Source organism: Bradyrhizobium sp. RDM12 (assembly GCF_051917485.1).
GTDB lineage: Bacteria > Pseudomonadota > Alphaproteobacteria > Rhizobiales > Xanthobacteraceae > Bradyrhizobium.
The window spans coordinates 3459382-3484912 of record NZ_CM133064.1 but is presented as its reverse complement, the minus strand read 5'-3'; the positions used below and the strand labels follow the sequence as shown (position 1 = coordinate 3484912).

Genomic DNA, 25531 nt, shown 5'->3' with positions numbered 1-25531 from the left:
CCCTATCCTCCGTACGGCGCAAGTATGAGGTCGCGATTGACGACAACGCGAACCGGGAAACCTGGTCGCACGGTCAACGTGGGCTGGATGTTGAGACTGCGCCGAACTACCTGCTGTCCGGTCTGGTTCAGTGAGTCCGAGGCGCCGTGCCGCAATGCTTGGATGATTGCGCTGTCGTTGCTGTTGGTGTCCGACCCGGCGCCGAGTTCAGTCCCGACAGCCAAAAACGTCGATAGTGCCGTAGCCTTGAAGAGTTCGCCCCAATGACTGTCAACCTGATCTTCGAGACCCGCATATCCCGCGGTGTCAGCGCCAGGCTGCCGCTCGAGAACGATTGAACGTCCATTCGGCATGATCAACCGCGTCCAGACGAGCAGCACGCGGGACTGTCCGAAGGTGACCTGACTATCGTACATGCCGATCAGACGCGTACCCTGAGGTACGAGCAAAAAGCGACCTGTCGGAGTGTCGTATAAGTTCTCTGTCACCTGGGCCGTGACTTGGCCGGGAAGATCTGATCTGATCCCGGTGATCAGCGCTCCTGGAATAACCGTCCCAGCCTGCACAACGTACGGTGAAGCGGGCCTGCTGACGCGGTCAGGGCTTACCGTGCGGCGATCCACAGAAGCGTTCACAAAGGCAAGTTTTCTGTCCTGCGCGTTTTTTGCAGATCCATCCTCGCCGGTGCTCGTTGCGTTCGGCGGCACGAAGTGCTCGCCTCCAGCTGCCGTAGCGCCGGGCGGACGCGCTTCTCTCCCAATGCTCGACGCGAACAGATGGCTGATACGGGCCGCCTCGCTCTCTTGATCCCGGCGTTGCTGTTCCGGATCTCCGCCGGTGGTCGGCGACTGGCCTTGAGCGGCCAGGATCGGTCGACCGAGGTCGCCTGGGAGCGGCGGGCCAAGTTGCGGCACGGTTTGGCGCGAAACGCCAGTATAGTCCTTCGGCAGCGCCTCGATCCCGTCAGCGAGATTGTGATGATCGGTGCTATAGAGCTCGTCGGTCGTCTGATTGCGAGGGCGATTGCTTTGCAATGACCACAATACGGCTCCGCCGATAACCAGCAGGGCAACCGCGCTCCCTCCCGCCAGTACCTTGCGCGACAATCGGGTGACCCGCGGGGGTTCGGCTCGTAGTCGGAAGCTCCTGGAATGCTGCTCCGGCGTTTGCGGCGGAATGACCCCGTCAGAGCTGTTTTCGTTCTTCGTGTTCATGACGACGGCCTCCCGTCAGTCCGGACGATTCTGACCTTCTGCTGATGCTCACCGCCAAGCCGCAGTTCTGCGGCTGCAAACAGCCGGTCCACGATCAGCACGTTGCCGAAGGCGCGATAGTTGACGAGTTCAGTCTTGCCGTCGGGTCCGATGACGAAGAGCGGTGGCATCTCGCCCTGGACGATCCCTTGAGGGAATTCGATATAGACCTTTCGGCCGTCGTCATACGCTGCGAGCGGCCGCCAAGGTGGACTGTCGCCGTCGATCGCGTAACGAAAGACACGCTGCGCTGGATCTGGAATGACGGGTCTGAGGGCGACTGAGCGCGTTCGTTCGCGAACGGTTTCCGGATAGTACCAGGCAACGGACGGCATGTACGGCCGCTCGCGGGAGCGGAGCTCGATCAGGTAGGTGCGCCGGTCGGTGTTGACGACAAGATTGGTCTCGATCGAGGCCCGCGTCGGCTTGACCAGGATGTGGACGCGACGCGTATCCCCGCTCCCGCTCTCAGTATCGCCCACCACCCAGCGCACGGTGTCTCCTGCCGCGATCGGTCCAGATCCCGTCAATTGCTCTCCCTCTTCCAGCGCGATGTCCGTGATCTGTCCGGGAGCGGCGTAGACCTGATAGAGCGCCCCGGGGCTGAAGGCGTAAATCTGCGCCGCGTTAAAGTATCCCCTTTTGCGCGGCTCGACTCGCGCCGCGCTATTTGCGGTCTCAACCCGGCTCACGGGTTCAGCCTCTTCCTTGGCCTCCGACTTGCCGCCGAGAACGGGTTTCCAGAGCGGTGGAACGTGAAGCGGGCGAGGTCGGTCGTCGAGCGCCACTGGAGGCGCTGGCAACGGCGGGACCGCGGCGTCATAGCTGATTTCCGGCGGAACGTAGGTGGCGCATCCAGCTAGGGCGGATGTGCCAAGCAGCAGAGCTGGTAAAAGGGCTCGCCTCAAAGCGGCGAGCTTGCACCTGCTCGAGCTGAACCTGCGGTATTGGATTGGACCATTTGAACACATGTCACGCGTCGTCTTGATCACTGACCCAACTCCTTCGACCAGTTGATGGCGCGGACGTAGACGCCAAGGGGATTCTTGCGCAGGCGCTCAGCATCGCGCGGCGTCTCGATTGCCACCGTGAGAATCGCGGTCCAGCGCTCGGTCGCACTCAGCGAGCCATTCTCGTAGATGCGTTGCGTCCAGGCGACCCGGAAGCTCTCTGAAGACGCACGGATGACGCTCGACACTTCGACGGAGATCTGCGCCTTGCCCAGCTTGGCAAAGGGGTCATTGTTGCGCGCGAAGTCGTTGAGCGCGGCCGCACCACGATCGGTCGTAAAGTCATACGCCCTAAGCCAGTTCTGACGCAGAACGATGCCGTCAGCCGGCAGGCTTCTGACGTCCTCGATAAAACGCGCCAAATGGTAGGCGATCTGAGCGTCTGTGGGCTGATAGTCCATGTTGGCTGGCGCAACCCGTTGGGCCTGTCCGAGACGATCGACCTCGACCACCCAAGGCGTGATCGAACCCTGTGTCGATTGCCAAACAAGTCCGCCAGCCAGGCCGCCCGAGAGCATGAGGCAACCAAAAGCCATCAAGCGCCAATTCTTGGCCTGCACGCGCGCAGATCCAATGCGTTCGTCCCAGACTTGCGCTGCTTTTTGGTACGGCGTGACCGGCTCGGGCATGCGCCCGTAGTGAACGGAAGGTCGTCTGAACATGGATAGTTGCCCCTGAGATCGAGTGATTGGTTGCGAGTGTGCGGTGTGCCGTTTGACGCCGTTGCTGGCCCGGCGAACCAGCAGGTTGGGCTGCCTGTCAGCGCTCTCCTTCCGAGAGATCGACAGAAGAGCCGCTACCGCCATGATCGCCGGAGCGCACCGCGTGTCCGGCCGCCGACGCGCCATGCCGAACGGCCTGGGCCCGCTTCATGCGCCGCGCCCACTCGGGTTGCGCCTCCGTGGACGTGCTCGCAGCCGGCTCACACGCCTGACCGCTGCCGGCGAATGCGGCCGCGGCTCGACGTAAGGGACTCATCACAGCCGAGCCACCGGCCTTCGCGACGCCAGCAAGGCCGCCGCTCCGATAAGCGGCGGATGCGCCACTCACCATGGCAGCCCCACCACGCCCCGCACCGGCGAGCGCACCACCAGCAAGACCAGCGCCACCGGCGGCAAGGCCGGCACCCGCCGCAACAACGCCGCCGGCAGCAAGGCCCGTCCCAATCGCGGCGCCAGCGCCGAGTTGCGGTCCGCCTGACACCAGGCCATTTGCGATTCCCGGACCGAAGATACCGAGACCGAGCAAGGACAGGGCCGCCAGCACCAGGGTCATCGCATCTTCGATTGTTGGCTGCGCGCCGCCAAAACCGGCCGTGAACTGTGAAAACAACGTTGAGCCAATGCCGACGATGACGGCCAGGACCAAAACCTTTATCCCGGACGACATGACGTTGCCGAGGACCCGCTCCGCCGCGAAGGCCGTCTTGCCAAACAAGCCAAAGGGTATCAGCACGAAGCCGGCCAGCGTCGTGAGCTTGAACTCGATCAGCGTGACGAAGAGCTGGATCGCCAAAATGAAGAAGGCGAGCAGAACCACGATCCAGGCGAACAGGAGGACGACGATTTGGACAAAGTTCTCGAAGAAGCTGATGTAGCCCATCAGGTTCGAGATCGAATCGAGCATCGGCCGGCCGGCATCGAGCCCGACTTGGGCGATCTTTCCCGGTCGAAGAAAGTCTGACGCTGAAATACTTGATCCAGATGCCTTCAGTCCCAGACCGGCAAAGCTCTCGAAGACGATCCGTGCGAGGTTGTTCCAATTACCGATCAGATAGGCAGAGACCCCGACGAACAGCGTTTTCTTGACCAGACGCGCGACGATGTCCTCGTCCGTGCCCCAACTCCAGAATAGCGCGGCAAGCGTGATGTCGATGGCGGCAAGCGTAGTTGCGAGATACCCGACCTCGCCACCCAAGAGCCCGAAGCCGTTGTCGATGTAGCGGGTGAAGGTCTCAAGGAACTGGTCGATGATGCCTGTGCCGGTCATGGCTTAGCTTCCTCGGGCACCCCGACGGACAGATATCCTTGCGGCATCCGGCTCTGATCCTTTGGCACCGCTGTCGGGCCGGTTACCGCAGCGGCAGCACCGTCCCGCCTGCCAAAGAAGCGACGGCGGTTTTCGGCCCAGACCTTCTGGCAATGCCGATAGTCGGCTGCATCTTCGGAAGAGAGGCTGCGGCAGCGCGCAAGCTCGGAATGGTCAACGTCTTTGGTCTGCTCGATCTGGGGCGGAGATGTATCTCCTCCGCCACGAAGCTGGATCGCGCAGCCTGCGACGACCAGCACCCCGACCGACATGAGTAGCGATAGCGCCTTGAATGGGCCTGTCTCAGTCATCAGTGGAACATCCGCACGTCCTGGGATTGATAGCCCTGACCCGGGGTCAGAAATCGCCGGAGCTGTTCACGGCCCTGGTCCTGGGCTGCAGCGCGCTGCGCCGCTTCAAGGCTCTGCGCCCTGCCCTGTGCCGCGACAGTGGCGGTGAGATCTGCAAGCTGCTGCGCCTGAAGCGCGAGAATCTGGTTGCCGGCCTGGGTCGCCTGCAGGGCGCCGCTCGCACCCTGGCTCGAGGTCACGAGCGCCGATGTCTGGATGCGGTTGGTGTCGAGGTTGCCTACGACGCCGGCCTGGACCCGGAGCGCGTCCTGCAACGCGGCGACCGAATTCTGCCAGCGCGATTGAGCATTGGTCATCAGCAGCTGGCTGGACTGGCTGCCGCTCGCCGGCGCATAGCTGGTCGAGAACGCGCGGTCGATCTGCTGGACATCGTAGGCGATCCGCTGAGCCTGGGCCAGCAGTTGCTGGGTCCGCTGGATTGAGGATTGCAGTTGCTGAAGCAGGAATATGGCAGGCTGGCCAGATTCCTGGCCTGGTTGATCAGCATCTGCGCTTCGTTCTGCAATGAGGTGATCTGATTGCTGATCTGCTGCAGCTCGCGCGGCGGTCAGCACGTTCTGGACGTAATTGTTGGGATCAAAGACGATCCACTGCGCTCGTGCGGGTGCCGTGACGCAAAGCGTGACGGCGATCGTGCCAGCGGCACCGAATAGACCGAGGCGCCTCATTGTGACTTCTCCAGATTGACGAGGCTGGGAATCAGGTCCGTGGCCCAGGCAACGCCGCGGTGCTGAAGCCAAGCCGGCACGAAGCCGTCAGGTCCGTGTTCGGCGAGGAGCTGCGCGATGGCGGCCTGGTCTGTCTTGGATGAGGCTGTGGTGAATGCGAGCGCAACTTCGCCAAGCCCAAGTTCAAACATCCGGTTGCCGCGACGGGACTGGCAGTAATAGTCGCGCTTGGGCGTCGCCCGACTCAGAAGCTCGATTTGAGGATCATTGAGCCCGAAGCGGCGATAGATGGCCGTAATCTGCGGCTCGATCGCGCGTTCGTTCGGCAGCAACAGGCGTGTTGGGCAGCTTTCGATGATCGCCGGGGCGATCGCCGAACCATCGATATCCGACAGCGACTGGGTAGCGAAGATGACCGACGCATTCTTCTTGCGAAGCGTCTTTAGCCATTCCCGGAGTTGGCCGGCGAAATCCTCATCGTCAAGGGCAAGCCAGCCTTCATCGACGACGAGAAGCGTAGGACGGCCGTCGAGACGGTCCCCAATCCGATGAAACAGGTAGGCCAGCACGGCCGGGGCCGCGCTCGTTCCGATCAACCCTTCGGTCTCGAACGCCTGGACGGAGGACTCGCCAAGGCGCTCGAATTCGGCGTCGAGCAAGCGCCCGGAGGAACCACCCAAGCAATAGGGTTGCAGGGCTCGTTTCAGGGCGTTCGATTGCAAGAGGACTGATAGGCCGGTCAGGGTGCGTTCCTGCATCGGCGCGGAAGCGAGAGACGTCAGGGCCGACCACAGATGGTCCTTGACCTCCGAGGTGATCTCGACCTTTTCCCGTGCCAGGATCGCACCAATCCATTCGGTAGCCCATCCGCGCTCCGAAGCATCGTCGATCCAGGCCAGCGGCTGCAACGCGACGGGCTGATCGCCTCCGTCAGACAAGGCACCACCGAGATCATGCCAGTCGCCACCCATGGCAAGTGCGGCCGCCCGGATCGAACCGCCGAAATCGAACGCAAACACCTGGGAGTTCGGGTAACGGCGGAATTGCATTGCCATGAGGGCGAGCAGCACCGACTTGCCCGCACCTGTCGGTCCCACCACCAAGGTATGGCCGACGTCGCCGACGTGGAGCGAGAAACGGAACGGGGTCGATCCCTCGGTCTTGCCGAACAGGAGCGGCGGACCGCCAAAATGCAGATCCTCGCCTCACCCGCCCACACCGCCGACATCGGAATCATATGGGCGAGGTTGAGGGTCGAGACCGGCGGCTGCCGCACATTGGCATAAACGTGCCCGGGCAGACTGCCGAGCCAGGCTTCCACGGCGTTCACCGTCTCGATCATGCAGGTGAAATCGCGGCCCTGGACGACCTTCTCGACGAAGCGGAGCTTTTCATCGGCCGCACCGGGATCGGAGTCCCACACCGTGATGGTCGCGGTGACAAAGGCCTGTCCGATCTGGTCCGAACCCAGTTCCTGTAGCGCCGCGTCGACATCAAGCGCCTTGTTGTGGGCGTCGGTATCGAGCAGCGTCGAGGCCTCATTGGTCATGACCTCCTTGAGAATGGCCCCGATCGACTTCCGCTTGGCGAACCACTGCCGGCGGATTTTGGTCAAGAGCTTGGTGGCATCCATCTTGTCGAGCATGATCGCCCGGGTCGACCAGCGGTAAGAAAATGGCAGGCGATTGAGGTCATACAGAATTCCCGGCGTCGTCGCGCCCGGAAAACCGACGATCGTGAGAACTCGCAAATTGGTCGAGCCCAGCATCGGCTCGAGCCCGCCGGTCAGCGGCTGGTCGGCCAATAGCGCATCGATGTACATTGGAATTTCGGGCACCCGAACCCGATGACGCTTGGTCGAAATCGTCGAGTGTAGATAGGTCAGCGTGGCCTGATCATCGAGCCAGGCGCATTCTAGCATGAACCCTTCAAGAAGCCCGAGCACGCGGCTGGTTTGATCGACAAAGCCGCGAAGTACCTCGCGAGCATCGGCTCCAACGGTCCGATCGCGCCCTTCATAGAGCAGTCGCTCTGCCTTGGCTGCGCCCTCCTCCGGTGGAAGATAGAGGAAAGTCAGAAAATAGCTGGACTCATAGTGCGCGCCGGCCTCCTCAAATTGAGCCCTGCGCTCGGCGTCGACCAGCGCGGATGCGACATCCGGAAACGTGCTCGGAGGATAGCTACCGGCAAAATGGCACTGCGCCTCAACGAACACGGCCCAACCGGATCCCAGGCGGCGAAGTGCGTTGTTCAAACGACCGGCGACGGCAACAAGCTCCGCCGGCACCGCACTGTCGAGGTCCGGCCCACGGAACTTCGCTGTCCGCTGGAACGAACCATCCTTGTTCAGGATGATGCCCTCGTCGACGAGGGCTGCCCAGGGCAGGAAATCCGCAAGGCGCGTATTGGAATGGCGATATTCGGCAAGGTTCATCATCGCGAGCGCTCAGATGTTGAGATGACCGGGAATGCGCAAATGTCGGCGCACTACATCGACGAAGGCAGGATCGCGTTTGGCGGCCCAGACGGCGGCCATGTGACCGATGAACCAGAGGACCAGACCCGCGATCCACAGCCGCAGTCCAAGTCCTAGCGCCGCCGCCAACGTGCCGTTGACAATCGCGACCGCCCGCGGGGCACCGCCCATCAGGATCGGCTCGGTGAGCGCACGGTGAACGGGCACGACAAAACCTGCGACCGCCTCATTCATCAAACCACCACGCCGCCGCCGAACGAGAAGAACGACAGGAAGAAGCTCGAGGCCGCAAAGGCGATCGACAGACCGAACACGATCTGGATCAGCCTGCGAAAACCGCCCGACGAATCCCCGAACGCGAGCGTGAGCCCAGTCACGACGATGATGATGACGGCGATGATCTTGGCGACGGGACCTTCGACCGACTGCAGAATCTGATCGAGCGGCTGCTCCCAGGGCATGTTCGAGCCGGCCGCCCACGCCGGTGCTGACGACAAAAGAACCATCCCGGACGTTGCTAGTGAAGTGGTATCCCGAACCAAACGAAATCGTGGACGCATGTCAGTCTCCTGCTGGTGAAAGGCTGTAGTCGCCGGCCGACCCGAGCCCCGTCACGAGAGCGAGTTCTGCGAGGCGACGATCGGCGCCGCGCCCCGCGAGCACGGCGACGAAGTTGATGGTCTCGGCGATCAGGGCGCGCGGAACCGTGATGACCGCTTCCTGGATCAGCTGCTCAAGACGCCGCAGCGCGCCGAGCGCGCTGCCCGCATGAATGGTCCCGATCCCGCCGGGATGGCCGGTACCCCAAGCCTTGAGGAGATCGAGCGCTTCGGCCCCGCGGACCTCGCCGATCGGAATGCGGTCAGGGCGCAGTCGAAGCGAGGAGCGGACAAGGTCAGATAAAGTGGCTACGCCGTCCTTGGTCCGTAGCGCTACGAGATTGGGCGCCTTGCATTGAAGTTCGCGCGTATCTTCGATCAGGACGACGCGGTCAGCGGTCTTCGCTACCTCGGCCAGAAGCGCGTTGGTCAACGTGGTCTTGCCGGTCGATGTCCCGCCGGCAACGAGGATGTTCTTACGTTCAGCGACCGCGTTCTTCAGGATTCTGGCCTGCGCCGGGGTCATGATCCCGCTGGCGACATAGTCGTCGAGCGTAAACACGGCGGCCGCGGGCTTGCGGATAGCAAAGGCCGGTGCTGCAACGACCGGAGGCAAGAGACCTTCAAAGCGCTCTCCGGTCCCGGGAAGTTCAGCCGAAACCCTTGGGGCCCCGACATGCACCTCGGCGCCTACGTGATGGGCGACCAGGCGAATGATGCGCTCACCGTCTTCTGCCGTCAGGGTTTCGCCGGTGTCGGCCAGGCCACTGGATAGCCGGTCAATCCAGAGCCGCCCATCCGGGTTGAGCATTACCTCGATGATCGCTTCGTCTTCGAGGTAGCCGGCTATCGCTGTGCCAAGCGCGCTGCGCAGCATTCGCGCACCACGTAAACTCGCTTGCGATTGAATGGATCCGATTGCCACCGTTCGCCCCCACCGATGAGGACGTCCACAGCGTCCCCGGATGGGGACAATTAGAAATGGCATCAGTCGCTTTGGCGCAACACGCGCTTTTCGTGATCGTAGGCTGGCGCAAAAAAGGAAAGACCCGGAGGAGCTCTTGACTGATGCTGCTCAATTCCTGATGGCGAGTTGCAGCTCACCATTCGCTGTTGTCCGCGGGCACCAGCACGGCTGAACTCTCATACAAGCCAACTGACTCGACAGCATTGGAAACATCGGCCGGCATGAAGACGGGACCCGCAACGAACCATAAAGCGACGGATGTGCACCTGGGCAGCGCGAACCAGAAAAGCGCCGCGATCTGCATAGGTATATCAACGCCGAACGCGACCTGATAAGCTATCGCGGGCCTATGGCCATTATCCGCAGACCACTGCTCCAGGATCAGGCCCGTCGCGTACTGTGCCGAAATGCCCAGCTAAAGTGGAAGACGTTCAAGGCGCTGTTGACACGACCGGCAAGCTCTGGCGGAAAGTAATCGGCTATCACCGCGAAGCTGACCACGGTCGCCGTTCCGACAATTGCAATAACAAACCAGGGCAGGATCGCTGGTTGGCCAGGTCGGAGAAGGCCGAGATCGATCGTCCGGCGATCCGTCTGGTCGATCAGGACGATACACAGATGCTCTCAATCCCGGACGTCGTGAGGGAGAGCGGAATCGCGCGCAGCTGGATCTACGACGCCTTCAACGACGGAGCGCTCCAGAGCGTGAAATACGGAGGACGGACGTTGTCCGGAAGTCGGAACTCGATCGCTTCATGAGAGGGTTGGAGCCGCAGCATCAGGCCTAATGGCGTTCAAACCGGCGCTCGTGTCGACCCCACCTGTGTGTTGTCTGGGGCAGCCAGCCCCACAGTGAATGACGAGGACAAGACACCATGACGAGCGACTGAATGGCGAACAACGGATTGGTTCGGTGCCCCCGCGCAGGTGTCGCTGAATCGCTACCTGGTCGCGGTGTAGATCGCTACAGAGCGTTCGGCCCTTCAGCTAAATTGTACTCGCGATATGCGCTTCCGTCAGAAGCTGGTGAGATTCTGAGGATTTCGAACTCAACCAACGTTTTCAGTCTTGGCGGACAAGATGCACTTGGCGAGCCCGAGACTCCTTTGAAATTTTCCGAACCTTCTTCTACCCTCCAACGCCTCCTGCACAATCCGCAGTGTCACCGATCGCATTCAGAGCTTTGGCGACGGGAGAGGCCGCTCCAATTTGTGATGTCCCTTTGTCATCTTATGGGGATCTGTCCGCAGAAGATTGCGAACCAGCTGGTTCAACCGGCGGCTTCCCGAGGCTTGGCTCTCTTCGCAGGCTAAAAAGACGAATAGGCTCTTTTCGGCCCCGCAGCATGTGCAATCCTTCGTCTGCGAAGGCTTTGGCAAGCTCAAGACTGCCTTCAGCGCGCAGTGCCTGCACGAATGCGTCGGTGACCAGCACCGCGGCACCTAGAGTGCGGCAATAGGCTTCAACACGGCTTGCGATGTTTACGGTATCTCCGACCAAGGTAAGCTCAAGCTGCTTTTCGCTGCCTACGTCTCCCTGTACGACCTCGCCATAGTGTATGCCGACGGCAACGCGTAGGGCCTCCTCGGTACAATCGGCATGGCGGTGGTTCCAATGTTCGATTGAATTGACGATTTCCAGGGCGCACGCCGCGGCGTTCGTAGCATCGCGCAGGCTCGTCAAGGGCGGGCCGAAAAATGCCATGAGACCGTCGCCCAGAAATTTGTCTATTGATCCGTGATGCAGAAAGACCGCTTCGCTGAGAACGCGCAGCAGATCGCGTAGCAGGCCGATGACAAGAGCTGGAGACTTGCCCGAGGAAAACGCCGTAAATCCGATCATGTCGGCAAACAGTACCGCCGCCGGCTGGCTTCGCGCGAAGGAGAATGGGACATGAATACCGACAAGCTGATCTACAATTGCCGGCGAGACAAAACGAGCGAGGTTTGCGCGCTCGCGCTCGACCTTCTTTACGCGCTCATTTGCGGAAATGCTCCGCAGGACTAGAGCCGTGGTGATCAGAATCGAAACTAGGCTAACTGCAGAGCGCAACGGGGCGGCTCTATCCAGCACAAATCCGTGCACGAACACATAGCTGGCGACCGTGAGCAATGAGCAGGCGGCGCCCGTTATGAAAACGCCTCGCCGATGAAGATCATGGGCGGCGATCAAAACAACGATAACATACAGTGATGCCACGGCAAAATGCAGCGACGATAAGGTATCAATGAGAAAGATGACGCTGGCAAGCACGGCCGCGGCGACTAGAAAGGGGGACGGATAAGATCGAGCATTATCGGACTACCTATCGGTACGCATCAAAGCCGGCTTTTCTGCGCGCGGACGCTCTGCAATTGCCGAGTGATGATCCAATCGTATGAGGAGCATCGACACGCTAGGCGGGACCTGGATTACCGGCGGAGACGGCCCCAGTCCCTGCTTCGACGTCGTGCCGACGAATTGCCTGAGTCTCTGTCGGCCATCGGCCGCGCCAGCCGTAATCCCAGAGCATGTCCTAGGACCCTTCCCGGTCGCCTGCTCGACACTCGGGCCGCGGGATAAACTGTCTCAGACACTGCAGGAGCATCAGCGTGGAAAGAATGGAGCGAGCCAGTGGGCAAACAACTGGGAGCATACCGTGGGCCGGACCACGACGCACAGACCGGCTGAGACCTGGTGATGGGCTGGTGGCGTGACGCATCAACAAGCTCGAGCAAAGAGCGTCTTTTGGCGCAAGAAGGTGATCCTTTGTTCAAGAGGCTCTCGCCGAAGCAGGGTGGTTTCATACCCCGGGTTGTCAGCCCACTTGAGCGACTTGTGTTGGCCAGCGGCGATCTCATGCACGAAGTGGTCGGGCTCATTCTCCCGAGGCTGGTGCCGAGCGACCGCTGCTTCGCTAACGGGCTGTATGCCTTCGCCGAGCGGGGTTGCGCGCTCTTGGGCATGTTGGTCGCCCCTCATCACTCAACGGTCGCGGATGCTTGCTAGGCCTTCGCTTGGAACCTTGGCGCGTTGTTCTCAAGCCATCGTGCAATATTCGCTGCGGCGTCGCCATAAAACACGCGATAGAGTTCCTCGGTGACGTAGCCAATGTGAGGCGTAGCAAGGACATCATCGAGTTTGCGGAATGGATGGTCAGTTCGCAACGGTTCGGTATCGAATACGTCAATTGCCGCTCCCGCGATCCTTCGCGCCTCCAGAGCTTCAATTAAGGCGGCTTCATCGACTATCGGACCCCGCGATGTATTGATAAATCGTGCTGACCGCTTCATCAAGGCGAACTCGGGCGCGCCGATCAGGCCTCTGGTGCGGCGGCTCAGAACGAGATGTACCGTGATGACATCCGCTTCCCGAAACAGCGACGGCTTATCCACGAAGGTCGCGCCGGCTGCCCGTGCTCTCTCATCGGTCAGATTTTGGCTCCAGGCGATCACCTTCATCCCGAAAGCCAGCCCGATACGTGCAACCTCACTTCCGATGTTGCCCAACCCGAGTATCCCGAGACATTTACCTCGCAGGTTAGAACCGAGACCCGTTTGCCACCTACCGGCCCTAAAGTGAAGCGGCCTCCCGATCGATGCGCCGCATGCTCGCCAGGATCAGTGACCAGGCGAGCTCAATCGTTGGCGTGGAGTCGTACCCCGTCTCAGTGACCGCGATGTCGAGATCGGCTGCGGCTTTCCTGTCGATGGATGAGTTTACAGATCCTGTCGAGGCAATAAGCTTGAGCATCGGCAGTTGCTGCAGGATCTCCCTTGTGAGAGGTGTGCGTTCGCGCATCACGCATACAACGTCGAACTGCCGCAACCGTGCAACCACTGCGGAGGACTCGGTGACATGATCATTGAATACCGTGAGTTCAGCCTGGCGTCGCACGTCCGACCAATCAGCCAGTTCAAGCGCGACGTTTTGGTAATCATCGAGGATCGCAACCTTCATCGGCATCCTCCATCAGCGGCAGGCGTCAGAAACACTCAGCGAGGTCCTGCAAGTCGCCTTTGGGTAGGCGCACGCGGAACGCAGACTCCGGCAAGTGAATTTCTTTCAGGCTTGCGCTGAGCAAATTGCATGCGAAACGCGCGAATCGCCGCAGGACTGGCCATAAGCGACATCGGTGACTTTGTCGTTTGCGGCCGAGGCGCTGGCCTACCAGTCTGGCCAACCAGTCGAGGGCCTGAGCAATGCTGGCGTGGCACATCCGACTCGGCGGCCATAACGATCTCACGCTCGTGAACAGTTCATTGAATATGAAATTGGAGGTGCGGGTTATCCATGGTGACGTTGGGCTTGGGTCGATGCTCGAAACTCTGTCGTACCCGATTGCCGGCAGGATCTTCCAGACCAGGATTGATCTTGATTGAGTAGAAGCCCGGCTGCCACGGGCGGCTTGGCGCAAAGCGCCAAACGGTTTCGCCCTGGGCGAGCGTCGCGTAACCAGGAACGCGGCGGCCGCCAGCATCGGCAACAGCCACGAGATCTTTGTCGAGCGCATCTATGGCAGCGCCAAGATGAACCGTGACAGGATCGATCGTACCCGATCGTGGCCCGTTGACGTGCCAATCTGTCGGATCAGGCGGGGTGTTGATCGGAGCAGTCACACGCCACGAGATGATGGCACGACCGCGAAACAGCAACGCAACTTCCGTGCCGGGAGCTAGAGCCCAACCGAGGGTATTGTGAGCGATAAGGCCAGTCTTAACTCTTCCCGGTTGGAACAAGATTGTGAGGACGCGACGATCAGGCGACCAAAGCTCTACTGGATCGAAAGGCGCCAAGATTTGAGAGCCGCTCGCCTGTCGGAGAGCGAAATCCTGAACACTGACATTCGAAGGCGCCGGAGAGAACGCGATCGAAAACCGCAACAGGTTCGCGGGCACCGTCGCACCGGACGGTCTGACCGCAACCACTGATTGAGCAAGGGCCGCTGGCGAGTTGAGGAGCGCGATGATCGCCAGCGTTTGCAGGGTGGTACGGGTCACGGCTCGCTTGGACTCTGGACACCCTCCTCACGAATGAGAGTATCTTCGATGGGCTTTATAAAAGTTGACTGGTATCCTTTCGGGTATTTGTAGTCAGGAAAATCGTACTCCGACACAAAATCAGTGACACGCAACCGAATGTCCTTGTTGAACGTTACAAGTTGCGTCTTGTCTTGCTCCGGATCCTGTCGGACGACGATAAGGTATTTATCGTCGAGGTTGTCTATCCGGGTCACGCCCGAGAGCGGCAAATAAGTTAGATCCACTCCGGTTATATTTCCCCAGGGCACTGGCTTCTCAAAACCAGCTTTTTTGTTCGATTCAGCAATCGAACTCACCGGTATCAAATCAGCGCTACGCTCGTAATTCGTCAGCAGAACGTAGGGTACCTTTTTGCCCTGCTCTGTCCCAACGTACGAAACCATGTCTGATGGAGTGTTGCCATAGCCCAATTCGGCAATCGTCTTCCCCCGAATATGTGCACCACTCCTAATCTCGTCTAACGGTATCGTGACGAGCGGTGTGCACATGTAGGCCGCCACCAGATAGCTTTTCGCGTCCAGATCGGCGAAAGCCATCTCACGGATCGGGGCTCGCGTTTCCCATTGATCGTGCGATGTATGGTAAATCTCTATCGAAGTCGGGCTGATCTGGGAGTCGAACGGGAAGCGCAGCCGCCAGAGGGAAGATGCGAACGTCTGATTAGAAAGACCGGCAACGAAAAGCTCTCGGTCATGCCACTTCATAGTGGTCACGGTCAGACTTCGCTCGGGAATACGCCCCCAGAAGGAGTTATCTGAATCGGTTGCGTCCTTGAGCTTTGTCTCAGCTGCCTTGGTCGTTTCTAGATCGACCTTATGCACTTGCCCATCTGGGGTTATCCACGCCAGTCCGGGACTGCGCGCGCGTCCGAATTCGTAGGCAACATACGCGACTCCCGTACCGGGACGTACCTTCATGTCAGTCACATGAGCCGGTCCACCGTCGCTCTGTTTTTCAAGGAGGGAGCCCAGATCTCGGATGTTGAACGTTCGCGCTTCTGCCGGCGCCATAGCCGGCAGAGTTAGAGCATCGATCGCCGACGCTTGCCAATCGGCTACGAATAGAATGTTTGCGGGTCCAAATTCGATCCGAGAGATCGACTTGATATCGGCCGCTTTCGCGTGAGTGGCTGCGGCTGTACCTGCCGCGACAATTACCGCAACGAACAATGCTGATCGCACTAACGGAACTCCTGTGTACTTCCGAGAACGCCTTCGGAACAGTCTCTTAACAACTCGAAGTCCGTGCGGAAGTGAAATGTCTTCAGTCGCCTGATGAACCCTCTGCATTCGAAATTGGCATGCGGCTTCGCAGATCTCAACCGAACGTGGCTTCGACTTCCGTCTGGTCTCAATCTGGCTCGGGAGGCGCCGGCGAGATCACCTGTCATCGGACTCCCCGATGCGCACGCCGGTGACGCTAAGGTCCAGCTCAACGGTAGCAAGAAGCGCCACATCTGAGCTCGAATAGTTGCTATCACGCCTTGGAGCAGCGTGATCTTGATAATCATCTTGGCCCATCGTCCCGGGAATGGCGAGTGCGCTTTTCGTTGCGGCTGGCAAATCAGCTCATCCGCCCAAGCTCTCAGAATCACAGGCCGCAGCAACGAAATGCGTTACCTTCGGCTCAGCCTTGGCATCGTATTGGCGCACGAGATCTTGAACGATGCGATCTGCATTCGTAACACGCTGGTGCTGCCGCAAATGCTCAAGCCAAGACGCAACGAGGAATGTTTCCATGAAGCGCCCCTCCTGGGCCGAGTCTTCAAAGATATCCCAGGCGTACGCGCCATCCCGTCGCCGCTGCTGGCCAAGCTTCTGGAGGGCCGTGAGAAAGGCCATCCGTCGCTCAGGGTTGATGTGGTATTCAACAGTTATCAGCACTGGTCCGCGATCTACCTCGGCGTTGATAGTCAGCACCGGGACAGGCCAATGCATGGAGGGGGTTAGATCGATTTCAGCGCTGCTTTGCAGCTTCCACGACCAGCTCAATACAATTCCAATTAAGGCACCGACCGCCGCAATGAAGTGAGCGGCCGGCAGACCCAGCATCGCGGCAACTTGTCCCGAAAACACGCTGCCCGCAGTCATAGCACCAAAAAAGACCGTTACGAACATGGCAAGTCCTCGGCCACGTACCCAATCCGGCAGCGAGAGCTGCGCCGAGACATTGAGGGTCGCCAGGACCGCGATCCAGGAAATACCAGCGACGATGGAAGCAAGTAGCGCAACCGCGGGGCTGCGTGCGAAGCCGAACAGGATCAAGCTGATGGCTGTGCCAGCGGTGCCGAGGGCAACGATCCGGTCGGGCCCAAAGGTCGCTTTCATCCAGGGTAGACCAAATGCTCCACCGACCGCGCCCGCTCCAATTGCGCCCAGCAATATGCCGTAAAGCGCTGGCCCCCGGCGATCTGGTTGCGCGCGACAAGCGGAAGCAGCCCCCAATAGGTGCTCGCAAAGAAGAAGAAGACGGCGGCTCTTATCAGCGTTGCCCGCAGATGGGGATTATACCGGGCATGCCGGAGTCCGACGACCAACGCGCTTGTTAGACGTTCTGCAGGAAGTGCATGGCCGCCGGAAGTTGACGGCCGCCACCACCACAGGGCGCCGATAACGCCAAGATTGCTCAGCGCGTTCAACCAGAACGGCGCGGCAATTCCCAATCCTCCGATGATCACACCGCCCAGTGCGGGTCCAATCGCCCGGCTGATGTTGACACCCACGCCGTTGCTCGCCACTGCTGCAGCCAGGTCCTGCCTCGGCACAAGGCTGGGCACCACCGATTGCCACGCTGGCGCGGTAAAAGCTGCACCCACACCGAGCAGGAAGGTGAACAAGAGCAGGATGGGCGGATTAACGAAGCCAAGCCAGACGAGCACAGCGCTCGCCGCTGCAACCAACGTCACCACGATTTCCGTAACAATCAGAAAACGCCGCTTGTCGACGATGTCCGCCATCGCGCCAGCCGGAAGCGCAAAGAGAAACATGGGAAGGCTGGTTGCGACCTGGACCAAAGAGACACTAAGCGGATCAGCATCCAGGCTTGTCATCAGCCAACCCGACGCCGCATTGTACATCCAAGTACCGACGTTGGAAACCACGGTAGCCAGCCAAACCACGGTGAACGACGTGTGGCGAAATGCGTTCCAGGACAATGTGCTCGGCGGGTTCGGAGACTGTGTTGATTGCTGATCGGTCGCCATCGTCGTTCGCTCCAATAAGATTCAGGTGTAAGAGTCCCGCGCCGACGCCAGCTGCCGATCGACTGCAAACGCCCCTCCTCCGAGCCAAGGAGCTCGATCACCGGGCTGCACAATCAGACTTTCACGGAAAATGGCGACTGAGTTGTCGCTCTCATCGCTCGATTAGTGCTTGGTCTGACCGAGAAATGCGCTATCGATCACGTCACCAATTGGCTGCCACAAGCTGCCGTCGAACTGCACAAGGCGCACCTGCTTGATCGGACGAAAATCGTTTGGACCGGTACTTATCTTAATTCCCGGGAGCGTGACTGAACTCTGAAACTCCTTCAACGAAGTTGCCTGCCGCATGATGTTCTCGCGCGAGAAATCATCGCCGCATTGTTTGAGCACCAGCGATAGCGTCTCGGCAGCACCATACCCAAAGACAACATTACTATCTTGCTTGTCGCCGTTGGCATAATACTCGTCCATGAACGTCGCGAAACGCTTCATTCCCTCGTCGTTTTTCCAGACCGGATCGGAATCATCTTTCAAGAACGATGTAGAGACGACTCCCGCCGTGTTCTGCACGCCAGCTTGCGTCAGAGCGCGCAAGGCAGGCGCGGCCACGTTGGTGACGATAATGAGCGGGTGCCAATCAATATCCGCCAACCTCCTCATAGCGAGTTCAGCCGTCCTCGGTGAACCCGCGAAGACGAAGATACCTGCTCCCGACGCCCTTAGAAGATCGATCTGTCCATCGACCGATCTATCCGACATGTCAAACGTACTGTCGGCCACGATCATACGCGCCCACTCCGCCATGCCCTCCTGCAGGCCGATCAACAGATCGCGCCCGAACTGATCGTTCTGCCAGAGCACGGCAACCTTGCGGTCTGGGTAAAACGCCTGCACAAAATTCGCGTAAATGCGTCCCTCCGTGCGAAACGAAGGCTGCCAGCCCATTGTCCAGGGAAACGCAGTCGGCTTATTCCATTCTTCGTCACCGGAAGCGGCGAAGAGCTGCGGTATCTTGTTATCGTTAAGGTAGGAGCGCACCGCCAAGTTGCCCGGTGTCCCGAACGAGCCAAAAATGAGTTGCACGTTGTCGTCGTCGACTAACCGGCGGGTCTCGTCCAACGCCGTCCTTGGATCTGAACCGTCATCACGCGAAATGAACCTCACCTTCCGGCCATTGATGCCTCCGCGATCATTGATCATGTCGAAGAAGGCGGATTCTGTCTTTCCGATCGAGGAAAATTCCGTCAAGGGACCGCTATAGGGCATGATGTTGCCGACACGGATTTCACTATCGCCCCTATCTTTCGTCTCCGGTGCGGCGAGAGAAAGACTCGGCACGATAATCAACTGCGCTGCCAACACGATCCTTAGTATTATGCCCATTTGTTTGGCTCTCCTCACAAGCTTACCTGCGCTTCGCGTAGAATGACTTCCGCTGATAGGACGCTGGCAGGTGTTTCCGCTGAGGCCGCGCCGGGTGGCTCAGGACGAATTTTCGGCCTCCGAAACATCTCGAACAACAAACGTCTCTAAAAGCATCGAGCTGAACGTCAGATTGTTGGTGCTTCCTTCTTCGTCGACTCCCATAGTCGAACAAGTAGCGAAAGTCCGCCTAACAGCGGGGGCACCACGAAGCACCAAACGTTGTAGTGCGCGTACGAGAGGGCTGCGGCGGCGCAACCGACAGCGAAAATGATGACGTTCTTTGACATCATCGCCATCCGCGACCTGATTTGGCCAGTTGGCGCCTTGCCCCGTGCGTAGATTACGTCCGCAAGATCGATCATGATCTGCGTCGTCGTGCCTGTCATCAGGGTCGAAGGAGGTACGCTTCCAAGATAGACCCGATGCGCCGCGTTCTGGATGGCCATGGCCGCGACGAGCACCATCCCGGTAGTCACAGCCTGCAAGCTGTCGCCATTCTGGAAAGGGCCGAACTTGATCGCGAGCGCGGCACCGACGATCAACAGGAGGACCTTAAGACCTAGCATGGCTTCAAAGACGAAGCGCCAGCGCGGCGTTAGCGCGGAGCTAAGCAGGCGAACAGCCATCACGACAGCGCAGAAGATCGGGAGCGCGAGGAGTTTCGCAACGGCTCCGGAGGTGCCAAGAACAAGCGATGCACCAAAGGTAACGAAATTTCCGGTCACATGAGCTGTGAAGAGGCCTTGCAATGCAAGAAAGCCCGCCGTGTCGATGTAGCCCGCGGTTAGACTCAAGAGAAACGGCACGATCATTGGACTTCCGCTCGGCTCCGGCTGCACTACCATCCCCGTTTGATCTCGACGCCGACATAGTTGAGTCGTGGGCGCCGGCGTTGCGCAAAGTGTCGCCGACCGCGAAGTGCACCGCCTCGACCGCGAAGGAAGTCGCCCGGTCTATATTCCAATCGAGACGAATCTGGCCATAGCTTCCGGTATAGGCGCCCGGCCGCCCGGCAGTGTTCGGGACCGGTATATCGGGTTGGGTGTAGATCGCATCCGCAGTGTTTTGGCGCCATTGAGCCGCAGCTGCGAACATAAGCTTCAGTGACGGACTCAAAGTCAACGTCAGGGAAGGCTTGACGTGAATGAGGTTTGTGTAGCCGGTGTAACTCGCAAGCGTAAAATAGTAACCGTTGGGAAACAGCGGATTAAATGTCCCAAAGCTTCCTGCGCTGTTGCCATCACCGGACGCCGCGTCTACTTGAATGCCTACCCTTGGGCTCAAATTCACGTCGGCAAAGGTGTAGCCAGCGAGTGAGCCGATAGCCCAGGCCTTGATCGGCTCGGCACCAATCCGTCCGGTCTGTCCCATCACTTCGAGGTCAAAATCGAAATGATTGGCATTTCCGTTCAGATGAACATCTAGAATGTCTCTTCGCTCATCGCCGGACGCATTTGCAAACCGCGCATTCGCCTGTGTAAAATTGGCATAGTAGCCGGCGATAAACAGGGACTCGGAAAATTTATACTCTGCCCGGGCCATCCCGAAGGTCTGCACGGTGACACTGCTGTAGTCATCGAATATGGTATTGTCGCGAACCTGCACCGGTAGGCTGTAAAAGGTGATGAACCGCCACGGTCCATTCTCATAATCTGCCCAGGCAGCGTCAAAGGATTGGCGAACGTTGGGACCGTCGCGTACGGCCACAAAGCGCTGCAGATCGAAGCCAAATTGCTGACGACCGGCCCTCAGTTTCAGCGTTCCGCCACCCACCGGCTCGGTCAGAGCAACCCAAGCCTGCTCCAGATCGAGCGGGTTCCGATCGACAGGCGTCAACATAGTCTTCCACGGAGCATAGTCGGCTTGAAACTGCACGAATGCCTGCACTTGATCGGCAACGCGCAGATCGGCATGGAATTCGTTGCGGCTGATAACGTAATTCTGGCTGCGGTTCGAGCCAGTGCCGAAGCTTGGCGCATTATTTGACTCGAAGCGCTCGCGGGTGTTTGCACCGAACGAGAGATAGGTGCGCGGATCGAAGCCGGTTAGCGGAATGTATTTGAGTTCATCAAGTGGCTCACGCGGCACGCGAGGATCCGCGAGCACCGACCAGTCCTCCTGCCAGCGATTGAACATGATAGCCGGTCGTTGCGGCGTTGATGCTTTGACTGATCATCCGCCGACGCCATCTGTGGCGCCGCCGCGCACAGTACGCCCGCCGCCCATACCGTCCGCAAAAGCGATCGTCCCAGCAGCAATGCCATCGCGTCCCCTCACTTCGGTACGGTCGCGTGAATCTCCGCAATATATCCGCCGGGAAATTGTACCATGGCTTCGGACCGCCCGTCAGAGCTATAGGGATCGACAAGCACGATAGCACCCGAGGCCTTAGCTTTCGTCAAAGTTCCTTGCAGATCCTTCACCTCGTAACCGGTCAGCTCCCGCCCGTAGGGATAAGGCAGGTGGCCGTCAGTAACGAACACTGTCATCTTTCCGAACATCGATTCGATGCGGATGCGCCTGAACGTATCCTTCGCTCGGCCGATCTCGATCCCGGCGGCATGCTGATCGTCGGAAACAACCTTCCCGTGCGAAAACCGCAGGAAGCTGCGGGTAAAGGCATCCGCCCGGTCCGGAGAGGTAAACGCGGTTCTCAGGGATGGTCTCGAATGCCGCATAGGAAGGCTTTGTCGTATGCCAATACAGCTGCATATTCACGCCGCCCGGCCACTGGATCACCGCATCCCGTCCGATAGGATCCGGAAAGGCTGCCACGAGCACGTCCGCGCCCGAGTCCCGGGCTGCATTGATCGCTTCGTCAAGGTCTGTAACGAGATAGCCCGTTCGCTCGGCGCCGAATGGATAAGGAATGGGCGTTTTGAAGCCGAACAGCGAGACGGTACCAACGGGCGTCTGAAGAAGCTGGGAAGTCGTGCTGCTTGGCGTCGGTGTTACCGTGGCAACGACCTGTTTCGTGCTCTGGCCTCCGAAGGTAGCGAGAAAACTGGCCGCGAACTTGTCCACATCCTCGGGGGCCACATAGACATGCGTGGTGTCGTATTGCGCGCCGACACCGACCTGTTGCGCAGTATGGGCTTCTTGATCCCGCGCGATTGCCACCGATGGGAATAGCAGTGACCAAGCCAGGAGGACTTCAATCAGACGACGTTTGCCGATCATGGAACACCTCGAACACGGAATTGAACGCTCATTTCGAGCGCAAGGACAGCATAGACACGAGCACCAAGCCGGCGATCAGCCCCAAATGCTCAAAGAAGGCATTCACCGCCAGGAAGCGTTCGTGGCCGGCTTTTATCCAGAAATCGTTCGCCGTGAGCATGGCGACCGCAGTCAGCACGCCGAGCCCGCCGGCTCCCAGCCAGATCCAGCGTCCAAGAATGACGAGCACGGAACCGCCGAGTTCGACGATGATGGCGGCCGTGGCCCAAAGCCATGCCGGCTGGAGACCGAAATGCGCCTGCTCCGCAACGGCCCCCGGAAAATCGAGCGCTTTCTGAACTCCGCCGATCAAGAACGCCGAAACCAGCGCTACTCTAGCTGCCACCGCAAGCCAGGACCACGACAGGACTGTCGCGACCCAGCTCGGCGTATCCGACCTAGCGAACATCTCACACCGCCCAGCAAGCGCAACCGAGCGCGCCCCAGAAGCTCTTGAGATCCGAAACCGGCAGCCTTCCAGACCATGCGCGCGCGTGATCATGGCCGTGCACGCCGCAGGAATTGGCGCAGCCGCACATCTGCATCGCGTTGGCGCGAACGGCCTGTGCCTTGCCGTCCTGTTCTGCCCAGTTGCCGTACCCTCCGAAACTGCGCACCGGCGACCAGTCGGGCATCGCCGCAGGCGGCGCGGTATCGTCGAGAGCTTTGAAATCTCGCGCCCCGTAAACGACGCGCCCGCCGACCACAGTGAGATCGCTTGTGATGTCGGCGATCTCGTTGTCGGCACAGGAGAAGAAGTCGCGATCGGGCACGATCAGGTCAGCGAGCTGACCGACTTGGATGCGCCCTTTTTTCCCCTCCTCGTTGGAGAACCAGGTGACGTTTTCGGTCCACATCCGCAGTGCGGTTTCGCGATCGAGGCAGTTGCGTTGTGGATATATCCGCAGACCGCCCACGGTCACGCCGGTCACGAGCCACGCCAGCGAGACCCAGGGATTGTAGGAGGCAACCCTGGTTGCATCCGTACCGGCGGAGATCTTGACGCCCTTGTCAATGATCTTCCTGACGGGCGGCGTCATTTCGGCCGCGCCAAAACCGTAGCGCTCGACGAAATACTCCCCCTGATAGGCCATGCGGTGCTGCACGGCGATGCCGCCGCCAAGCGCGGCGATGCGGTCGATGGACTGGTCGGAGATGGTCTCGGCGTGGTCAAAGAACCAGTGTAGACCGTCAAGCGGTGTGTCCAGATTGACCTTCTCGAATACGTCGAGCGCGCGCGAGATCGTCTCGTCGTAGGTCGCGTGCAGGCGCCATGGCCATTTGTTCTGGGCCAGGATGCGGACAACGTCTTCGAGTTCACCTTCCATTTCCGGCGGCATATCCGGACGAGGCACGCGGAAATCCTCGAAGTCAGCTGCCGAGAACACCAGCATCTCTCCCGCGCCGTTGTGGCGAAAATAGTCGGTTCCCTGCTTGTACTTCGACGTCTTGGTCCAGTTCAGGAAGTCCTGCTTCTCTCCTTTCGGTTTCTGGGTGAACAGGTTGTACGCCAAACGGACGGTGAGCTGCCCTTCATCCGACAGCTTCTGAATGACCGCGTAGTCCTCTGGATAATTCTGGAAGCCACCGCCGGCATCGATCGCTCCGGTGACGCCGAGACGGTTCAACTCCCGCATAAAATGACGGGTCGAGTTGACCTGGTATTCCAAGGGAAGCCTTGGTCCCTTTGCAAGTGTCGCGTAGAGGATGTTGGCATTCGGTTTGGCCAGCAGCAGCCCCGTCGGATTGCCATTCGCATCGCGCACGATCTCGCCGCCGGGCGGCTCTGGCGTTTCCTTTGTGTATCCAATGACGCGCAACGCGGCGCCGTTCAGCATGGCGCGATCGTAGAGATGTAGGATGAAGACCGGGGTGTCGGGCGCGATTGCGTTTAGCTCGTCGATTGTCGGCAGTCGCTTCTCCGCGAACTGATGCTCCGTGAATCCGCCGACGACTCGCACCCACTGCGGAGGCGGCGTGATCGCAACCTGCTTCTTCAACATCGCCATGGCGTCGGCGAGTGACCAGATGCCGTCCCACCGCAGCTCCATATTATAGTTGAGCCCTCCGCGAATGATGTGGAGATGATTATCGATGAGACCCGGCAGCACGCGCCGCCCTTTCAGGTCGACGATCTTTGTCGAGGAATCGGCGAGCTTCATCACATCCCCGACGTGTCCCACAGCCGTAAACAGCCCGTCTTTGATGGCCACGGCGGTTGCCGCGGGATTTGAGCGATCAAGTGTTGTGAACAGACCATGATGCAGGATCAGGTCGGGGCCGTGATTGCTCATGCTTGCTTCCCCTGATTCTTGAGGCCATCAATTGGACCGACCATGCGTCGACCAGGCAGCATGCCGAAAATATGGGAATCGCAGCTCGAAAGATGGAATGCCTCGGAAAAGCTAGAGCCTCCTATGAGGAGTTTGGTCACCGGTATGATCTGCTCTCCAACCAGGATTCCCAGCAGCCCAACGAGCGCCACCAGAGGCGGCGCTGGCGAGCGTACATTGAGGAGATTGTAGATCACCCCGACGAGGAGGCCTGCAGCCAACGACAATACATAGACCTTCATGACACTCCTCCTATCTCCAGCGTTTCTGAGGAGTTACCGCGCGCCTGCCTCGGATGCGTGTTCGCCGAGCGCCCACTTCGAGAAACGGACCTGGATGCCGTAAGGCGTGTGGGCACGGAGGATATCCATGACGCCCTCGTAGGTCTCGGTGCGTGCCCAGTCCTGCTGCAGTTCGAAAACGTATTGGCACGAGGTGATCGGGATGGCGCCAGCCTGTACCAAACGCTCCATGGAGCGGTTGTGCGCTTCGATCGACAGATCACCGCAAGCATCCGCAGCAACGTAAATTTCGTAGTCCTCCTTGAGCATGTCGAGGCTCGGAAACATCACGCATGCTTCCGTCCACAGACCGGCGATGACGAATTTCTTTTTCCCAGTAGCGGCGACGGCGTTGCGGAAGTTCGCATTGAGCCACGAATTCATGGACGTCCGATCAATGACTTCGTGGCTCGGGAACAGATCTGTCACCTCCGGCATGAACGGACCGGAGAAGGAGTCTTTTGCAACCGTGGAGATTACGGTCGGGATCTTGAACAGCTTCGCGGTCTTGGCCAAGATTTGGATATTATTGAACACCACCAGGCGGTCGTGCGACTGCACGCCTTGGTACATTGCCGGCTGATAGTCGATCAGGGCGATGGCGCTGTTTTGCGGTGTAAGCATATCAAGCTTGGACATTCGATATCTCCAGAGTTTGGTGGATGCGGTTTATTCAGC

21 protein-coding genes and 4 pseudogenes are annotated in these 25531 nt (G+C 59.5%); 1 reads left to right on the top strand and 24 read right to left on the bottom strand.

Annotated elements, in window-relative coordinates; genetic code table 11:
* Positions 1–2: 2 nt before the first annotated feature.
* The 10 genes and pseudogenes from ACTGJ9_RS16780 to trbB form a co-directional block, all read right to left on the bottom strand.
* Complete coding sequence (locus tag ACTGJ9_RS16780; protein WP_231142546.1) at positions 3–1214, bottom strand: TraB/TrbI/VirB10 family type IV secretion system protein; 1212 nt, start codon at positions 1212–1214, stop codon at positions 3–5.
* Positions 1211–2245 carry a P-type conjugative transfer protein TrbG gene (trbG, locus tag ACTGJ9_RS16775; protein WP_456677954.1) on the bottom strand — a complete coding sequence of 345 codons (1035 nt, stop codon included), beginning with the start codon at positions 2243–2245 and terminating at the stop codon, positions 1211–1213. Before trbG ends, ACTGJ9_RS16780 begins: the two co-directional genes overlap by 4 nt.
* Positions 2242–2925 carry a conjugal transfer protein TrbF gene (gene trbF, locus ACTGJ9_RS16770; protein WP_456678551.1) on the bottom strand — a complete coding sequence of 228 codons (684 nt, stop codon included), beginning with the start codon at positions 2923–2925 and terminating at the stop codon, positions 2242–2244. Before trbF ends, trbG begins: the two co-directional genes overlap by 4 nt.
* A gap of 97 nt (positions 2926–3022) precedes the next feature.
* Positions 3023–4252 carry a P-type conjugative transfer protein TrbL gene (trbL, locus tag ACTGJ9_RS16765; protein WP_456677953.1) on the bottom strand — a complete coding sequence of 410 codons (1230 nt, stop codon included), beginning with the start codon at positions 4250–4252 and terminating at the stop codon, positions 3023–3025.
* On the bottom strand, positions 4249–4602 hold the full coding sequence (gene trbK-alt, locus ACTGJ9_RS16760) for a putative entry exclusion protein TrbK-alt (RefSeq protein ID WP_456677952.1): 354 nt from the start codon (positions 4600–4602) through the stop codon (positions 4249–4251). Before trbK-alt ends, trbL begins: the two co-directional genes overlap by 4 nt.
* Positions 4602–5330: a P-type conjugative transfer protein TrbJ gene (trbJ, locus tag ACTGJ9_RS16755; RefSeq protein WP_456677951.1), complete on the bottom strand. Its 729-nt coding sequence runs from the start codon at positions 5328–5330 to the stop codon at positions 4602–4604. The genes trbK-alt and trbJ overlap by 1 nt, the downstream gene beginning before the upstream one ends.
* Positions 5327–7767, bottom strand: a pseudogene (trbE, locus tag ACTGJ9_RS16750) (conjugal transfer protein TrbE). Before trbE ends, trbJ begins: the two are co-directional and overlap by 4 nt.
* Before the next feature lie 9 nt (positions 7768–7776).
* Positions 7777–8040: a VirB3 family type IV secretion system protein gene (locus ACTGJ9_RS16745; protein ID WP_456677950.1), complete on the bottom strand. Its 264-nt coding sequence runs from the start codon at positions 8038–8040 to the stop codon at positions 7777–7779.
* Positions 8040–8312, bottom strand: a complete 273-nt coding sequence (locus ACTGJ9_RS16740) for a TrbC/VirB2 family protein (RefSeq protein ID WP_456677949.1) — start codon at positions 8310–8312, stop codon at positions 8040–8042. The genes ACTGJ9_RS16745 and ACTGJ9_RS16740 overlap by 1 nt, the downstream gene beginning before the upstream one ends.
* Before the next feature lie 55 nt (positions 8313–8367).
* Positions 8368–9282: a P-type conjugative transfer ATPase TrbB gene (trbB, locus tag ACTGJ9_RS16735; RefSeq protein WP_456677948.1), complete on the bottom strand. Its 915-nt coding sequence runs from the start codon at positions 9280–9282 to the stop codon at positions 8368–8370.
* 639 nt (positions 9283–9921) lie between these two features.
* Here trbB and ACTGJ9_RS16730 point away from each other — a divergent pair.
* Positions 9922–10131: a hypothetical protein gene (locus tag ACTGJ9_RS16730; RefSeq protein ID WP_456677947.1), complete on the top strand. Its 210-nt coding sequence runs from the start codon at positions 9922–9924 to the stop codon at positions 10129–10131.
* A gap of 471 nt (positions 10132–10602) precedes the next feature.
* Here ACTGJ9_RS16730 and ACTGJ9_RS16725 read toward each other — a convergent pair whose 3' ends face one another.
* The 14 genes and pseudogenes from ACTGJ9_RS16725 to ACTGJ9_RS16660 all read right to left on the bottom strand — a co-directional run bounded on the left by ACTGJ9_RS16725 (position 10603) and on the right by ACTGJ9_RS16660 (position 25492).
* Positions 10603–11625: an adenylate/guanylate cyclase domain-containing protein gene (locus ACTGJ9_RS16725; RefSeq protein ID WP_456677946.1), complete on the bottom strand. Its 1023-nt coding sequence runs from the start codon at positions 11623–11625 to the stop codon at positions 10603–10605.
* A gap of 731 nt (positions 11626–12356) precedes the next feature.
* Complete coding sequence (locus ACTGJ9_RS16720; protein WP_456678550.1) at positions 12357–12869, bottom strand: NAD(P)-dependent oxidoreductase; 513 nt, start codon at positions 12867–12869, stop codon at positions 12357–12359.
* Between the two features lie 55 nt (positions 12870–12924).
* Positions 12925–13311, bottom strand: a complete 387-nt coding sequence (locus ACTGJ9_RS16715; protein WP_456677945.1) for a hypothetical protein — start codon at positions 13309–13311, stop codon at positions 12925–12927.
* A gap of 299 nt (positions 13312–13610) precedes the next feature.
* The gene (locus tag ACTGJ9_RS16710) at positions 13611–14351 is read right to left on the bottom strand and encodes a hypothetical protein (protein ID WP_456677944.1); all 741 of its coding nucleotides are present in this window, start codon (positions 14349–14351) and stop codon (positions 13611–13613) included.
* Positions 14348–15574 (bottom strand): hypothetical protein, encoded by a 1227-nt coding sequence (locus ACTGJ9_RS16705; RefSeq protein ID WP_456677943.1) that lies wholly within the window; start codon positions 15572–15574, stop codon positions 14348–14350. The genes ACTGJ9_RS16710 and ACTGJ9_RS16705 overlap by 4 nt, the downstream gene beginning before the upstream one ends.
* A gap of 387 nt (positions 15575–15961) precedes the next feature.
* Positions 15962–17595: pseudogene (locus ACTGJ9_RS16700) on the bottom strand (MFS transporter).
* Between the two features lie 162 nt (positions 17596–17757).
* Positions 17758–18957 carry an ABC transporter substrate-binding protein gene (locus ACTGJ9_RS16695; protein ID WP_456677942.1) on the bottom strand — a complete coding sequence of 400 codons (1200 nt, stop codon included), beginning with the start codon at positions 18955–18957 and terminating at the stop codon, positions 17758–17760.
* Positions 18958–19145: 188 nt separating this feature from the next.
* Positions 19146–19832, bottom strand: coding sequence for a YoaK family protein (locus ACTGJ9_RS16690; RefSeq protein WP_456677941.1), 687 nt, complete (start codon positions 19830–19832; stop codon positions 19146–19148).
* Positions 19833–19950: 118 nt separating this feature from the next.
* Positions 19951–21156, bottom strand: a pseudogene (locus ACTGJ9_RS16685) (alginate export family protein); the annotation flags it as partial.
* A 137-nt stretch (positions 21157–21293) separates the two neighbouring features.
* Positions 21294–22200: pseudogene (locus ACTGJ9_RS16680) on the bottom strand (glyoxalase).
* 28 nt (positions 22201–22228) lie between these two features.
* On the bottom strand, positions 22229–22648 hold the full coding sequence (locus ACTGJ9_RS16675; RefSeq protein ID WP_456677940.1) for a DoxX family protein: 420 nt from the start codon (positions 22646–22648) through the stop codon (positions 22229–22231).
* Between the two features lies 1 nt (position 22649).
* Entirely contained in the window at positions 22650–24533 is a 1884-nt protein-coding gene (locus tag ACTGJ9_RS16670; protein ID WP_456677939.1) for an amidohydrolase, read from the bottom strand.
* Positions 24530–24814, bottom strand: a complete 285-nt coding sequence (locus tag ACTGJ9_RS16665; RefSeq protein ID WP_456677938.1) for a XapX domain-containing protein — start codon at positions 24812–24814, stop codon at positions 24530–24532. The genes ACTGJ9_RS16670 and ACTGJ9_RS16665 overlap by 4 nt, the downstream gene beginning before the upstream one ends.
* Before the next feature lie 33 nt (positions 24815–24847).
* Complete coding sequence (locus tag ACTGJ9_RS16660) at positions 24848–25492, bottom strand: hydrolase (RefSeq protein ID WP_456677937.1); 645 nt, start codon at positions 25490–25492, stop codon at positions 24848–24850.
* Positions 25493–25531 lie beyond the last annotated feature (39 nt).